16 protein-coding genes and 1 pseudogene are annotated in these 13,698 nt (G+C 37.5%); 10 read left to right on the top strand and 7 right to left on the bottom strand.

All coding sequences use genetic code 11. The features are described 5' to 3' along the window. From EA365_11115 to EA365_11080, 8 genes are all read left to right on the top strand, one after another. Positions 1–1,393, top strand: a 1,393-nt coding sequence (locus EA365_11115) for a cation:proton antiporter (protein TVQ44117.1), incomplete at its 5' end; no start/stop codon positions are given. Continuing rightward, positions 1,390–1,770 (top strand): cation:proton antiporter, encoded by a 381-nt coding sequence (locus tag EA365_11110; GenBank protein TVQ44116.1) that lies wholly within the window; start codon positions 1,390–1,392, stop codon positions 1,768–1,770. The genes EA365_11115 and EA365_11110, both read left to right, overlap by 4 nt. A 5-nt stretch (positions 1,771–1,775) precedes the next feature. Next, positions 1,776–2,048, top strand: coding sequence for a hypothetical protein (locus EA365_11105; GenBank protein TVQ44115.1), 273 nt, complete (start codon positions 1,776–1,778; stop codon positions 2,046–2,048). After that, positions 2,029–2,313, top strand: coding sequence for a sodium:proton antiporter (locus tag EA365_11100; GenBank protein ID TVQ44114.1), 285 nt, complete (start codon positions 2,029–2,031; stop codon positions 2,311–2,313). The genes EA365_11105 and EA365_11100 overlap by 20 nt, the downstream gene beginning before the upstream one ends. Next, positions 2,306–2,848, top strand: coding sequence for a DUF4040 domain-containing protein (locus tag EA365_11095; protein ID TVQ44113.1), 543 nt, complete (start codon positions 2,306–2,308; stop codon positions 2,846–2,848). The genes EA365_11100 and EA365_11095 overlap by 8 nt, the downstream gene beginning before the upstream one ends. After that, positions 2,845–3,510 (top strand): cation:proton antiporter, encoded by a 666-nt coding sequence (locus tag EA365_11090; protein TVQ44112.1) that lies wholly within the window; start codon positions 2,845–2,847, stop codon positions 3,508–3,510. The genes EA365_11095 and EA365_11090 overlap by 4 nt, the downstream gene beginning before the upstream one ends. 162 nt (positions 3,511–3,672) lie before the next feature. Then, a complete protein-coding gene (locus EA365_11085; GenBank protein TVQ44111.1) occupies positions 3,673–5,925 on the top strand; it encodes an RNB domain-containing ribonuclease in 2,253 nt (750 codons plus the stop codon). Positions 5,926–6,138: 213 nt separating this feature from the next. Next, a complete protein-coding gene (locus EA365_11080; GenBank protein ID TVQ44110.1) occupies positions 6,139–6,351 on the top strand; it encodes a hypothetical protein in 213 nt (70 codons plus the stop codon). Between the two features lie 43 nt (positions 6,352–6,394). Here EA365_11080 and ilvC read toward each other — a convergent pair whose 3' ends face one another. Beyond that, positions 6,395–7,378, bottom strand: a complete 984-nt coding sequence (gene ilvC / locus EA365_11075; GenBank protein ID TVQ44121.1) for a ketol-acid reductoisomerase — start codon at positions 7,376–7,378, stop codon at positions 6,395–6,397. A 65-nt stretch (positions 7,379–7,443) separates the two neighbouring features. Further along, a pseudogene (locus EA365_11070) lies at positions 7,444–7,658 on the bottom strand (DUF4090 family protein). A 199-nt stretch (positions 7,659–7,857) separates the two neighbouring features. On the opposite strand from EA365_11070, the gene EA365_11065 reads away from it, so the two are divergent. Together EA365_11065 and EA365_11060 are read left to right on the top strand one after the other, a co-directional pair. After that, positions 7,858–8,913 (top strand): N-acetyl-gamma-glutamyl-phosphate reductase, encoded by a 1,056-nt coding sequence (locus tag EA365_11065; GenBank protein TVQ44109.1) that lies wholly within the window; start codon positions 7,858–7,860, stop codon positions 8,911–8,913. 15 nt (positions 8,914–8,928) lie between these two features. Next, a complete protein-coding gene (locus EA365_11060; GenBank protein ID TVQ44108.1) occupies positions 8,929–9,525 on the top strand; it encodes a hypothetical protein in 597 nt (198 codons plus the stop codon). Between the two features lie 86 nt (positions 9,526–9,611). Here the strand turns inward: EA365_11060 and EA365_11055 are convergent, their stop codons facing one another. Genes EA365_11055 through EA365_11035 form a run of 5 tightly spaced genes read right to left on the bottom strand, consistent with a single transcriptional unit; the run spans position 9,612 to position 13,698 of the window. Continuing rightward, a complete protein-coding gene (locus tag EA365_11055) occupies positions 9,612–10,490 on the bottom strand; it encodes an ATPase F1F0 subunit gamma (GenBank protein ID TVQ44107.1) in 879 nt (292 codons plus the stop codon). Then, on the bottom strand, positions 10,478–11,995 hold the full coding sequence (locus EA365_11050; GenBank protein TVQ44106.1) for an alternate F1F0 ATPase, F1 subunit alpha: 1,518 nt from the start codon (positions 11,993–11,995) through the stop codon (positions 10,478–10,480). Before EA365_11050 ends, EA365_11055 begins: the two co-directional genes overlap by 13 nt. 9 nt (positions 11,996–12,004) lie before the next feature. Continuing rightward, complete coding sequence (locus EA365_11045; GenBank protein TVQ44105.1) at positions 12,005–12,715, bottom strand: F0F1 ATP synthase subunit B; 711 nt, start codon at positions 12,713–12,715, stop codon at positions 12,005–12,007. Between the two features lie 3 nt (positions 12,716–12,718). Then, positions 12,719–12,997: a F0F1 ATP synthase subunit C gene (locus EA365_11040; GenBank protein ID TVQ44104.1), complete on the bottom strand. Its 279-nt coding sequence runs from the start codon at positions 12,995–12,997 to the stop codon at positions 12,719–12,721. After that, positions 12,994–13,698 carry a F0F1 ATP synthase subunit A gene (locus tag EA365_11035; protein TVQ44103.1) on the bottom strand — a complete coding sequence of 235 codons (705 nt, stop codon included), beginning with the start codon at positions 13,696–13,698 and terminating at the stop codon, positions 12,994–12,996. Before EA365_11035 ends, EA365_11040 begins: the two co-directional genes overlap by 4 nt.

Raw genomic sequence — 13,698 nt, 5'->3', positions numbered from 1 at the left:
ATTACTAGGATTTGTTATTTATCTCTTCCCGAAACTAGGAGCATATTTAAGCTTAACCACTGCTTGTCTATCCATAGTTTATGCAGTTTGGTTATTAATCTCTCAAACCTCCTTAGATTTAGATCTACTAGATAATTTTGGTGTGGTTCTCGAAATTGACCAATTAAGTGGTTATTTTATCCTCACCAACGCTTTAGTAACTCTAGCAGTAATTTTATACTGTTGGCATACTGGAAAAACAGCGTTTTTTTATACTCAGTTAACCATTCTCCATGGTAGTGTCAATGCTATCTTTATTTGTGCTGATTTAATCAGTATATACGTAGCGCTAGAAGTAATTGGTATAGCAGCTTTTTTATTAGTTGCTTATCCTCGCAGCGATCGCTCAATTTGGGTAGCATTACGTTATTTATTTATTAGTAACGTAGCTATGCTTTTTTATCTAATAGGAGCAATATTAGTCTATAAAGCTAACTATTCCTTTGCCATAACAGGGATAAACAATGCTCCACCAGAAGCCTTAGCTTTAATGATTATGGCACTATTAAGCAAAGGAGGAGTATTTATCTCAGGATTATGGTTACCCTTAACCCATTCAGAATCAGAAACACCGGTATCAGCTATCTTATCAGGAGTTGTGGTGAAAGCCGGGGTATTTCCCCTCTTACGCTTCGCTGAGGTTAGCGATGGGGTGGGAGAGATTCTGAGGATTTTTGGAGTGGCTACGGCTCTGATTGGGGGTGTTTATGCCATTTTTGAACAAGATACCAAACGTACCCTCGCTTTAAGTACTATTTCTCAACTAGGTTGGATTCTCGCAGCTCCCGCGGTAGGGGGATTTTATGCGTTAAGTCATGGATTAGCTAAAGCGTCGCTTTTCTTAACAGCGGGAACATTACCAAGTCGAGATTTTCGAGAATTAGAACGCCAAAAAATCAATACTCCTCTCTGGATAGTGTTAACTATAGCGAGTTTATCGATGATGGGATTTCCTCTATTAGTAGGTTTTGCAGCTAAAAGTTTAACAGTTAAAAACCTGTTACCTTGGCAAATTGTAATCATGAATATAGCAGCTGTTTCTACATCGATAGTTTACGCTAAATTTATCTTTTTACCCTTTGGAGGAAAACAACAGGTTAGACCAACTTTTTGGTCTGGAGTAATTGTTTTAATAGTTGGTTTATGCTTAGGGAATGCTTTCTATTTAGAAGCTTATACCATAGCTAATTTAAGCAAAGCTTTAATAATTATCTTGGCAGGTTGTTTAGCTTATGGGCTAATTTTCCGCAAAATCAATATAACCTTAAATCGGGTTTTAGAACAATTTGACAACCTAATTGGTTTTATGAGTTTAATGTTGATTCTAATATTTTGGATGGTGTTAACAGTATGAGAATTAATCCTCTCAATTTGGTTTTACGCTTAGCTATTTGGTTTTTGTTAACCTCGGATTTGAGTTTAGTTAATATCGTCATTGGTGTGACTATTGCTCTGATTTTACCCCAAGGACGTGTCCAAAAAGAAACCTTAAAAGAATGGATAGATATTCTGGTTAAAATTGTCGCAGCGATTCCCATTGCTTATAAAGAAGCTATAGAAATTATCTTTCGTCCCCATAATCGTGAAGAAATACTTAGAGAAAGAGTGAAACCAGCACGAACACCAGGGTTAATTTTTCTAGATATCTTTCTAATTACTTTCACACCAAAAACGATAGTAGTTAGATATGATCAAAACGGTTGGTATCAAGTACATTGGGTTAAAAGGTAAAAACAATGAATATATTAATTATTACCATGATTGTAAGTTTGTTAATCCCCATTTATCAATCTTGGCAATATGACGAGATTTGGCAAAAAATGTTAGCTTTCGCCAGTATTGCTACCAAAACATCCATCATGATTTTAGTTATCTCAGTTTGGCATGACGATTGGATGATTGGGGTAGTAGGTATCATTATTCTCAGTGTAGGGAATGCAGCTTTAATGTTATTAGCACAGTTAATTAAACGCATCAATGATTATGATTATGAGCAATCTGTTGAGTAATTTCTTAATAATTATCGGTTTATTTTTGTGGTTTTGGGGGACATCTCATTTACTGAGCGATCGCTCAGTGTTATTTAAACTCCATAGTCTCTCAGTTTCTGATACCCTAGGCTCAATGTTAATCGTGATAGGATTATTAATCAAGATACCCCGAGAATGGCCCTTATTGATTTTAGGGATAATTTCTTTAGCGATTTGGAATACAGTACTGGGTTACGTATTAGCTTATTGTTCTAGTAGTAATATTGAGGATAGCAATGAATGAACCATATATTTATTTTATTGTAGCGTTATTACCCTTGAGCGCAATCTTGGTAGTCATCCAAGTTAACCCCTACCACGCTTTAGTTATCCGTGGGGTATTAGGTGCAATAGCTGCGATGGTTTACGCTGTCTTAGGTGGAGCTGACGTAGCTTTAACCGAAGCTTTAGTAGGTACAATGCTCTCCATAACCCTTTATGTAGTAGCGGTACGTTCTTCACTGATTATGCGTTTAGGCGTACTAGAAGGAAGTAAGAATAATAAAAACGTTGATTTTCAAAGAATATTAGCTAGTTTGCGTCAAATCCTCGTTAAACGTCACATGCGTCTAGAATTAGTCCCCTATGAAGACGACGTAGCCTTAGAAAAAGCTCTCTTAGCCAAAGAAATACACGCTACCTGTTTAGAAACTGACCAGGTTTATCTTACCAGTATAAGAGTTCAACGACTCTATGACATTATCGCAAGCGATCGCGATTGGAATTCCACCAACCTAAGTCTTGATTATTGTAAAACAACGGAGCAAAAACACCCATGAGATGGATATATATACTCGCAGGTATCGCGCTATTTATCAAGATGTTAGTTATTCCTAATCCCGCAGTAGATGTAGAAGAATCCTATGTATATATAGAAGGGATAGTAGCAGATAGTGGCGTTCCCAATGCGGTAACAGGGATAATTTTTCGCAATCGCCTCTATGATACTGTCTTTGAGGTAGTGGTATTTACTCTAGCTATTTTAGGTGCAGGTTATCTAGTCTCCAACGAAAAACCCCTAGTAAAAGTAGAACGCTTCACCGATGAACCTTCGATCGTTTTAGCTCGTTTAGGTGCTACAATAAGTGCGTTAGTGAGTATTGAATTAGCGATTAGAGGTCATTTAAGTCCCGGTGGTGGTTTTGCTGCAGGAGTAGCAGGAGGTACAGCTATTGGATTGATAGCCATTACAGCTTCTCCAGAATGGTTACAAGCAATCTATCTACGTTTTTCAGCAGCTATCTGGGAAAAAGTCTCGGTAGTGATTTTTATTTTTTTAGCAATATTGACTCTTTGTGGTTTCGCTTTACCCCAAGGTGAATTAGGTACTTTAGTTAGTGGTGGGATTATTCCTATTTTAAATATCTTAGTCGCTCTGAAAGTAGCTTTGGGTTCTTGGGCTGTGATTTTAATTTTTATTCGTTATCGAGGGTTACTCTAAACTCTAATGTGGGCTAAAATAAATTATGATGTTAGCATAACTACAATTTTTCCGTTACAAAAAGCCAAAAATTTTAGTTTAACCCAAGGGTAGAAGACGAACTTTCTCCATTACTCGTTTTTTGACCTGGAATAGACAACTTAGTACCAAGGATGATTTTGAATGGAATTTTCTATCGCTACACTTTTAGCCCAATTTAGTGAAAATAAATTAGTTGCAGGTAAAATTCTCGAAAAAAATCTCGATTGTCAAGACGAAATCAGTAGAGAAAAATTACAAATAGCCCTAGATGCTTTAGAAAAATTAGGTATAATCGCTAAAGAAAGGGGTAAATACCGTCGCAACAATACAGAAGAGTTAATCGAAGCTAAACTCAGATGTTCGAGTAAAGGGTTTTGCTTCGCAATTCAAGATGAGGAAGAAGCAGAAGATATTTATGTACGTGAAAGTAATCTAAGTAACGCTTGGAATGGCGATCGCGTTTTAGTTAAAGTCACCAAAGAAGGGACAAGAAAACGTTCACCCGAAGGAGAAGTTAGGTTAATCTTAGAAAGGGCTAACCCCTCCTTACTAGCTAGGGTAATCCAAGAAGATGAAGACTTTATCGCTATTCCCCTAGACGATCGCCTGCTTTTTGAACTACAATTAATAGCTAATGGTAATAATCCTGCTGATGCTATTGAGCATTTAGTGCACATCAATGTATTACGCTATCCGATAGGACAATATCCACCTCTAGCTAAAATTACCCGTATCCTAGGTAGTGACGCTGAAGCAGCAGCAGATACAGATATAGTTAGCTGTAAACACGACTTACCCCAAGATTTCTCTGATAGTCTTCTCAATCTAGCCCAAGAATTAACTAAAACAATTACTAGTGAGGATTTAGAAAGTCGTCAGGATTTGCGCGCAATTCCCACTATTACGATAGAATCAGATTCTGACGCGCTGAATAATTGGCGAGAAAACGCTTTTACCCTAGAAACTACCCCTACAGGTGACTGGGAATTTGGTATTCATGTCGTAGATATAGCCCATTATCTTCAGGAAGATTCACCCTTAATTGAAGAAGCAGAAAAAAGAGGTACTTCTATCTATTTAGGAGAGAGAATTTTACCCTTATTTCCCGAAGCAGTTAAAAACCTTTATAGTCTAACCCCAGAAACAGAACATTTGACAGTTTCTATTGTCATTACTTTAGATCAATCAGGACAAGTAAAAGAATATAACATTTTCCCAAGCGTTATTAAAGTAGATCAACATTTAACCTATCAACAGATACAGTCTCTTTTAGCTAGTGACGAGGAAACAGCTGCAGAAATGTTGCCGCTAAAAGAAAAACTAACCCAATTGTTTGAAAAAATTATACCCGAAGTTAAAGCCCAACGATCCTTAAGAGGTAGTTTTGAAATAACCCTCAATCAAAGTCAACCCCCCTATAAAGACGAAGGAAGAAGCGGCGTAATTATCGTTGATTCTAGTTTAGCGGTAAGAGCGCAATTAAGTGAGATGATTATTCTAGCAGGTAAACTCTTCGCTGAACATCTATACGCACTTAATCTCCCTGGAATCTTTTCTCATCAATCCGTACCCGATTGGGATGAATTAGAAGATTTACTCAAATTAGGTGTTAATCTCGGCTTAGATATGAGTCTGAGTAGCGATGAAGATATTTTACCCGAAGATTGTCGCCATCTAACGGAAGTTTTCGCTAAATCTCCTTCTCGTAAAGTCCTCAATCATTTACTCTTAGGAACTTTAAAAGCTGTTAAATATAGCAGTAAACCTGGTAACCATTTTGGTTTAGCTTATCAAGATGAATATACTCATTTTATCTCACCAGGACAACGCTACGCTGATTTATGGAATCAAAGAATAATTAAAGCTTTATTTAGCCAAGGACGCGATCGCCGTAGTAGTAACTCCAAAAAAGGTGTTGATTTATACAGTAATAGTTGTCATGGTCAAATCAGTTGGAGTGTTTTACCACCCTCTTTACAAAAAGAACTAGAAGAAGAGTTACACCATATTATTCATCATCTTAACGAAAGGGAAAAAATAGCCGAAGACGCAGAAAAAGACTTAAGAGGATTGAAAAAAGCTGAAAAAATGAAAGAACGTACAGGTCAGATTTTTAAAGGTTTAATTACTGGTGTTCAATCCTATGGCTTTTTTGTAGAAATAGAAGACCTTTTAGTTGAAGGTTTAGTCCACGTTAGTTCTCTCAAAGACGATTGGTATGAATATCGTTCACGTCATAGTTGTCTAATAGGACGTAAAAATCATACCGCTTATAAATTAGGAGAATACGTAGAAGTTGAAGTCAAAAGCGTCGATTATTATCGTCAACAAATCGATTTAGTTACCGTTAGTGGCGGTGTTGCCGCTACTAGAGAAGATTTAGAAGACGAATAATATAGGGTTCCGAGGAGGTTAGGTATTAGGTGGAACGGTGGAACGGTATTCCGTATTCCTTTCTTCGGAATTCTCCCCTCTCCCTTCTCCCCCCTTTTCCCTTTAAGATCCCTTGCCATTAACTAATTTATCAAGCTATACTAGGGAGCAGGTTAGTATTAGTAAAAACCAACTTTTTCTTAGTACAAATACTTAGTTAATTGGGGTAGTTTTATGCTCAAAAGTAGTTTAGGGAAGATTGTTCCCCTGTTGCTAGTAGCTTATGTAGCGGTAGGGGATAGTTTCCTCCCAGCAAATCTAGGTCAATATAGCAGTTCCACTCGTCAAAAAATTAATAACTATCTAGTCAGTATCTTCCCCGACAAAGAGATAGAAAGTCCTTACGGTAGAAACGATGAAATTATCAGGCAAATCGAAAGAAAATAAATAGCGCGGTTAAAATTAACTCTACCACGCTATTGATAATTTCCTATTTCTTCAACCAGCTAAACATAGCGCGTAAATCTTTACCCACTACTTCGATTGGGTGTTCTGCTTCTTGACGTCTCATAGCTGTAAATCCTGGTTTACCCGCTTGATTTTCCAGGACGAATTCCCGCGCAAATTGACCAGCTTGGATTTCTTTAAGAATCTGACGCATTTCAGCGCGGGTGGCGTCATTAACCAAGCGTGGACCACGGGTATAGTCACCGTATTCTGCTGTATTAGAAATACTATCACGCATTTTCGCTAATCCGCCTTCTACGATTAAGTCAACGATTAACTTAACTTCGTGGAGACATTCAAAATAAGCTAATTCAGGTTGATAACCCGCTTCTACGAGGGTTTCAAATCCTGATTTGATTAACGCGGTTAAACCACCACATAACACCGCTTGTTCCCCGAATAAATCGGTTTCGGTTTCTTCACCGAAAGTAGTTTCTAGGATACCTGCGCGTGTACCACCAATACCTTTAGCATAAGCCATAGCGCGATCGCGTGCTTGACCTGAAGCGTCTTGATACACTGCGAATAAACAGGGGACACCTTCTCCTTGTTCGTAGGTACGTCTAACTAGATGTCCTGGTCCTTTTGGTGCTACCATAATCACATCGACAAATTCAGGAGGAACAACCTGACCAAAATGTATATTAAAACCATGAGCAAATGCTAGGATCTTACCCTCACTGAGATTAGGGAGAATTTCCTGGGTATAGACGCTTTTTTGCACCTCATCAGGTAGTAAAATCATGATTAAATCAGCTTTAGCCGAAGCGTCAGCAACGTTATAAACCCTTAAACCCGCAGCTTCAGCTTTAGGGGTAGATTTACTGCCAGGGTATAACCCAACTATAACATTAATCCCACTATCTTTAAGGTTAAGAGCGTGAGCGTGACCTTGAGAACCATAACCAATAATAGCTACAGTTTTATCAGTCAATAAATCTAGATTGGCATCTTCATTATAATACATTTGTGCCATAAAAAATTGCTCCTGTTCAATCTGATAAACATTCCATTATACAACGGAAATGACCACTAAGAGTTATAGTAGAAGGCTATTTCTTTATCTTTGAGAATTGATTCAACTCAGCTTGGGGGAGATGTTTAGCCCCAATCCGCACGATCCGAGAGCGCATAGTATTACTCACCCCGCTACGTTGTCTCCCCGCTTCTAAAGCCATCACCTGTTGATCTAACTTCAGTTTCTGTTCAGGAATTGGTGAACCATCGAGATCAAGACCTTCGGCGATCGCCTAATCTACTGCATCTGCTCCTAAATTTTCTGACCATTAATTATTAGACCTTAATAAGAAATAAGAGTATTGTACCAACCTATGAAGCTAGAAGCTCCGGGCTGTTAGCTCAAATTAGTTTACTATACTACTTAATTTGCTGTAGAAGTATCTCACTTACTATGCTTAAAATGTTTAAAAAGCTGAAGATAAATTTATGAGCAAACCAAAAATACCAGTAGGAATTATCGGCGCTTCCGGATACGGTGGAATACAACTTGTCAGAATACTCCTCGACCATCCCGAAGTAGAAATCGTGTATCTAGGGGGAGATAGTAGCGCGGGTAAACAATACGCTGAAATCTATCCCCATTTAACCCATTCTTTTAATCTAACCGTAGAAAGTATCGATCTAGACCTAATCGCTTCTCGTTGTGAGGTAGTGTTTCTAGGTTTACCCAATGGTTTAGCTTGTCAAATGGCTGGGCAATTATTAGCCAAAGGTTGTCAAGTGTTAGACTTATCGGCAGATTATCGCTTTTTTAACCTAGATACCTATGTTAGCTGGTATAAAGAAGAACGTCATGACCAGGCGATCGCCTCAACCGCCGTTTATGGTTTACCAGAACTATATCGAGATAAAATTAAAGGAGGTCAACTAATTGGTTGTCCGGGTTGTTATCCTACCGCTAGTTTACTAGCGTTAGCACCCTTATTTAAACAAGGTCTAATCTTACCCGAAACAGCGATTATCGACGCCAAATCGGGAGCATCGGGAGGGGGACGCCAAGCCAAAACTAACTTACTTCTAGCCGAAGCAGAAGGGAGTTTAGGAGCTTATGGTGTAGCTAAACATAGACATACACCAGAGATAGAACAAATCTGTACAGATTTAAGTGGATTTGAGGTGAAAATTCAGTTTACCCCCCATTTAATCCCCATGGTACGCGGTATCTTAGCTACGGTCTATGGAACATTACGCGATCCTGGTTTAGTTAGAGATGATTTACTGACCATTTATAGCGCTTTTTACCGTTACTCTCCCTTTGTGAAAATTTTACCCAATGGTATCTATCCTCAAACTAAATGGGCTTGGGGAACAAATCTCTGTTATATCGGTTTAGAAGTTGACACCCGTACCGATCGCGTTATCGTCATGTCAGCGATTGATAACCTAATTAAAGGTCAAGCGGGTCAAGCTGTACAATGTCTCAACCTGATGATGGGTTGGGAAGAAACCCTAGGGTTACCTAAATTGAGTTTTTATCCTTAATCTCTAGGAGTATCTATGAATAGCACTACTAATCAAAGTTTTTGGGAAACTCCCTATTTTCAACCTCGTCGTGAACAAGACAGCGAATTACTACAAAATTTAGGGTTTATTCCTGGCTTACAAGAATTACTCACACTTCGACAAGTACACGCATTAGAACACGGGACAATTTGGCTACTAAGTCAGGGAACAGATAACCAAAGCCTAGGAGGATTATCCACAGAAAAAGGATTTTATCTCTATGGTCAGGTTAATCTAGATCATCTCAAAAGAGCAGTCAATAACGCTTTACAACGTTTACAAAAGGGAGAATGGAACTTAGCAATTCACCCACGTTGTGGCACTAATTTATCAGTAGCCATGGTTTTAGCTACAGGTTTAGCTATAGGAACTCATCTACTTTTACCTCGCAATCCCTTAACCCAATTACTCGGTTTGGGTGTAGCAGCTAATTTGAGTTTACAACTAGCACCAGAAATAGGTAGTTCAGTGCAAAAATATCTTACGACAGGGATTCCTTTTAACCTTAAATTAGTTAACATCAGTCTGAGTAAAGACTTTTGGGGACGTGAAGCTTATTTTGTGCGTCTAGATTGGCAAGAGAATCTTTAAGAAACTGGAAAGTCCACAGTCAAGAGTGGATTTTCCATACTTAATATGTACTTCTATTATCTAGCCTGAATCCGACATTCCGCACGTCAAATACTAGTATAACTTAGTGCTTCAAAACCAGCGATAATATCTAATAACTCTTCAGTAATATTAGTTTGACGTTGATGTTGAAATTGTGCTTGTAACTCGGTTAATCTCTCAGTAATATTCTTTTCAGCAGCTTGCATCGAAGCGAGACGACTAGCGTTTTCACTAGCGAGGGATTCTGCGCAAGCGCGATAAAGACAAACAAAGAAATATTGACGAAATAAAGCAGAAGCTAAAAATTTGGGGGGAAGAGTGATCATGGGTAAGGTAGAAGAAACCCATTTTTGACGTTGTAACTCACGTAACCAGACTAAATTTAACGGAAAAATCTGCACCTTTTCAGGGTGATAAACTACCCCCGACTGAAATTGATTATAAAATACCCAAATCTGATTGATCTGTTTTTCTCTAAGCCAATCTTCTAGAGTTATGACAATCTCTTGTACAATTGTGGTAATTCCAGTTAAAGAACTAGGTACTCTTAAACATAGTTGACTCTGATAACCTTTAGCTTCGAGGCGATCGCTAATTCTTCCCCCTATAGTTAAAACCCAGGGATACTCTACTGATTCAAGATTATCTAAAGTAAATTGAGTTATTTTTTCGTTAAATTGACCACACATACCCTGATCTGATCCAAAGACAACCACAGCTAATCTTTGATTAACGATTGCTTTCATACTTAATAACGCTTGGGGATGATTTTTGAGTAAAATCTGTATCCCCATCGTCAAAGTGCGTTCATATTCAATTAAGGAGTTTACAGCTTTCTCGTATTGATGAATATTAACCGCAGCTAAAGCTTTCATGGTTTTAACCACTAACTGTAAATCTTCTACAGTCTCTATTTTTCGTTTCCAGGTTTCTAAAGATGGCATAATGAAAAAAGTTGATGAATATGTGTTAAATCATGGTGGGTTAGTTTTTCTCCCCTTTCGATACGTTCACAGATACGGGGTAACCTTTCTCTAAAGTTTTGACGGATCATACTTTCTGCTGTAGCTATTTCTGCTAAGGGTAGAGAATCAAAAAAACCATGGGTAACCGCTAATAAGACTATGATTTGTTCAGCTACTGGTATGGGTTGATAACAAGACTGTTTTAATACCTCTGTAACTCTACGTCCTCTTTCTAGGGTTTGACGAGTTTTACTATCTAATCTAGTATCAAAACGAGAAAAAGCCTCTAATTCTGTAAATTGAGCGTAGGATAACCGTAAAGCACCTGCTACCTCTCGATAAGCGGGTAATTGGGTTTTTCCACCTACTCTCGATACAGACTTACCCACATCTACCGCGGGTAAAATACCCTTTTGAAATAAGGTAGGGGTGAGATAAATTTGTCCATCGGTAATGGAAATCAAGTTAGTAGGGATATAAGCGGATAAATTTTGTGCTTCGGTTTCTACAATGGGTAAAGCGGTTAGAGATCCACCCCCAAACTCGGGACGTAAATGAGTCGCTCTTTCCAATAAACGAGAATGGATATAAAATATATCACCAGGGAAAGCTTCTCTTCCGGGAGGACGACGTAATAACAAAGATAATTCTCGATACGCTCTCGCGTGTTGAATCAAATCATCATAGATAATTAAAACGTCCTTTCCTTGATCCATAAAATACTCAGCCATAGTAGTAGCTGCGTAGGGAGTGACGTACTGCAATCCTGGAGTACTATCTCCCGAAGCTACCACTACAATAGAATAACTCAGAGCATCTCGTGATTTTAACTGAGCAATAATTTTAGCTACCGCTGAACTACGTTGACCAATAGCACAATAAATACAAATAACATTTTTACCCTTTTGATTGAGAATAGTATCTAGGGCGATCGCGGTTTTTCCCGTTTGACGATCGCCTAAAATTAACTCTCGTTGTCCTTTTCCGATGGGAATTAAAGCATCAATTACTTTTATACCCGTTTGTAAGGGTACTGTAACTGGGGCTCTTGCCATTATTTTTGGTGCTGGTTTTTCAATCGGACGTAATTCTACTGGTACAATAGTACCCTCACCATCAAGAGGACGACCTATCCCATCTACAACCCTACCTAATAAACTTTCTCCTACTGGTGTATCTAATACTCTACCTGTACGTCTTACTTGACAACCTGCTGTAATAGTTCGACTTTTATCTAAAAGAATTAATCCTACTTCTTCTGGATCTAGATTAAACACCATCGCTAATTGATTTTCTGGTAATTCTACTAACTCTTCAATTCCTACTGATGGTAACCCAGTTGCTTTAGCGATACCTTCTCCTAGATAAGTAATCTTGCCAATTTCTGCTACTTCTAATTGAGGATAATAATTGCTAACAATATCATTGGTTGTTTGCAAACTTTCGGTAACAAAGGTTTTTAAATTGGGTATTTGGTTAGACATATTGAATCTTTAAGCAAGATAACTTTTACATTTTAGGGCTTGTTCTAATCCCTGTAAATATTGTTCAACATTCCAAGTTAATTGATAACTTTGATTGCTTAATTCAATACCACAGATTAACCCTGGTAAGGTTTGAAACTCAACTTGATTTTGTGCTAAAACCTCCAGTAATTTTTGTTGTTGTTCTGAAGTTAAAGCAAAAGTGGTTTTAATAATAATTGGCTCGCTAAGGGATAATTTCTTATCAGTTAAACCTTGTCTAAAGACATTAATTATTTCTTCCTCCAAATCCCTATTAGCTAAATCTTTCAAAATCTGACGAGTAATCGAGATAACTTGTTGACTAATTTGTTGCTGAAAGTTATCTAAATAAGCTTCTTTTTCTCTCTCTAATTGTTGAGATAGTACTAACTTTACCTCTTCTACTTCTTCTTTAACTTGTTGTAAAAGTCTTTCTTTCTCTTCCCTTACTTCTGCTTGAGCGTCTGATAACCAAGCTTCTTTTTTAGCTTCTAATTCTCGTTGTTTTTTTTGATAGATTAAAGCTTGATTTTCGGCGTTTTCTAGTTGTAGAGAAGCTTCTCTAACACGGTTTTTAATATTGGACTCTCTTTGCTCCATCGCCTTCAGAATTGGTTGATAAAGAAAATGCTTTAACAGAGCAACTAAAATCAAAAAATTAACTATTTGAGCGAAAATAGTAAAGCCATCAATCAGCATAATTTAGCCTCCACTGTGACTTAAAAAATAACCCCAAAAAGGATTAGCAAAAATCAAGATTAAACTAATTACTAAACAATAAATAGATGTAGATTCTATTAAAGCCATTCCCACAAAAAGAGTTCGGGTAATTGTATTAGCTTCGTCTGGTTGTTGGGCTAAAGCGATTAAAGCTTGAGATAATGCTCTTCCTTCCCCTAAAGCTGAGCCTATAGAGCCTATACCCATAGTTATACCAGCTGTAAAGATAGAAATAGCAGCGATAATAGTTAGAGTATTCATGATTTTGTTTCCTCAATTGTATTTAAATCTTTTGCTTCTACTTGTGTAGCTGCACTAATAAAAACCGTAGCTAAAATAGCAAAAATAAAAGCTTGAATCAAACCAGTTATTAACCCCATAGCTTGCATAACTATTGGTAAAAATAGAGGAGCGATAGATAAGAGGATAGCTACAATCATCGTGCCACTCATGACATTACCAAATAGTCTAACTGATAAAGAAATCGTATTAGAAAACCGACCAATAATATTAAAAGGCAACATAATCGGTGTAGGTTGAAGATAGTAACGTTTGAAATAGTTCAATAATCCTTGTTTTTTGATACCGTAGAAGGGAACAGCAAAGAAAACACAAATAGCCAAAGCAACAGTAGTAGATAGTGAACCTGTGGGTGGATGATAACCAGGGAAAATTGTTAAAAGATTGGAAACAGCGATAAAAATAAACAAAGTCCCAATAAAAGGTAAATAATCATCTGCTTTTTGTTGGCTGATTTCCTCAATTTGTTGATTAATAGTTAAGACTATTACTTCTAAAATATTTTGTCCTCGACTAATACTGATTTTTGGGGAAAGTTTACGGGTGACTAACCAAGAAAATAAGACTAGTAAAGCCATAACTAGCCAAGTAAAAACTAGAGTAGCATTGATAGTGATAAATCCTCGTTGCCAAAGAATGATTTGATCTGGAGTTAGATTCAT

Origin of the sequence: Gloeocapsa sp. DLM2.Bin57 (assembly GCA_007693955.1) — a bacterium.
GTDB lineage: Bacteria > Cyanobacteriota > Cyanobacteriia > Cyanobacteriales > Gloeocapsaceae > Gloeocapsa.
Note: the sequence above shows the minus strand (reverse complement) of the source record. Positions and strands in the feature narration are given on the sequence as shown.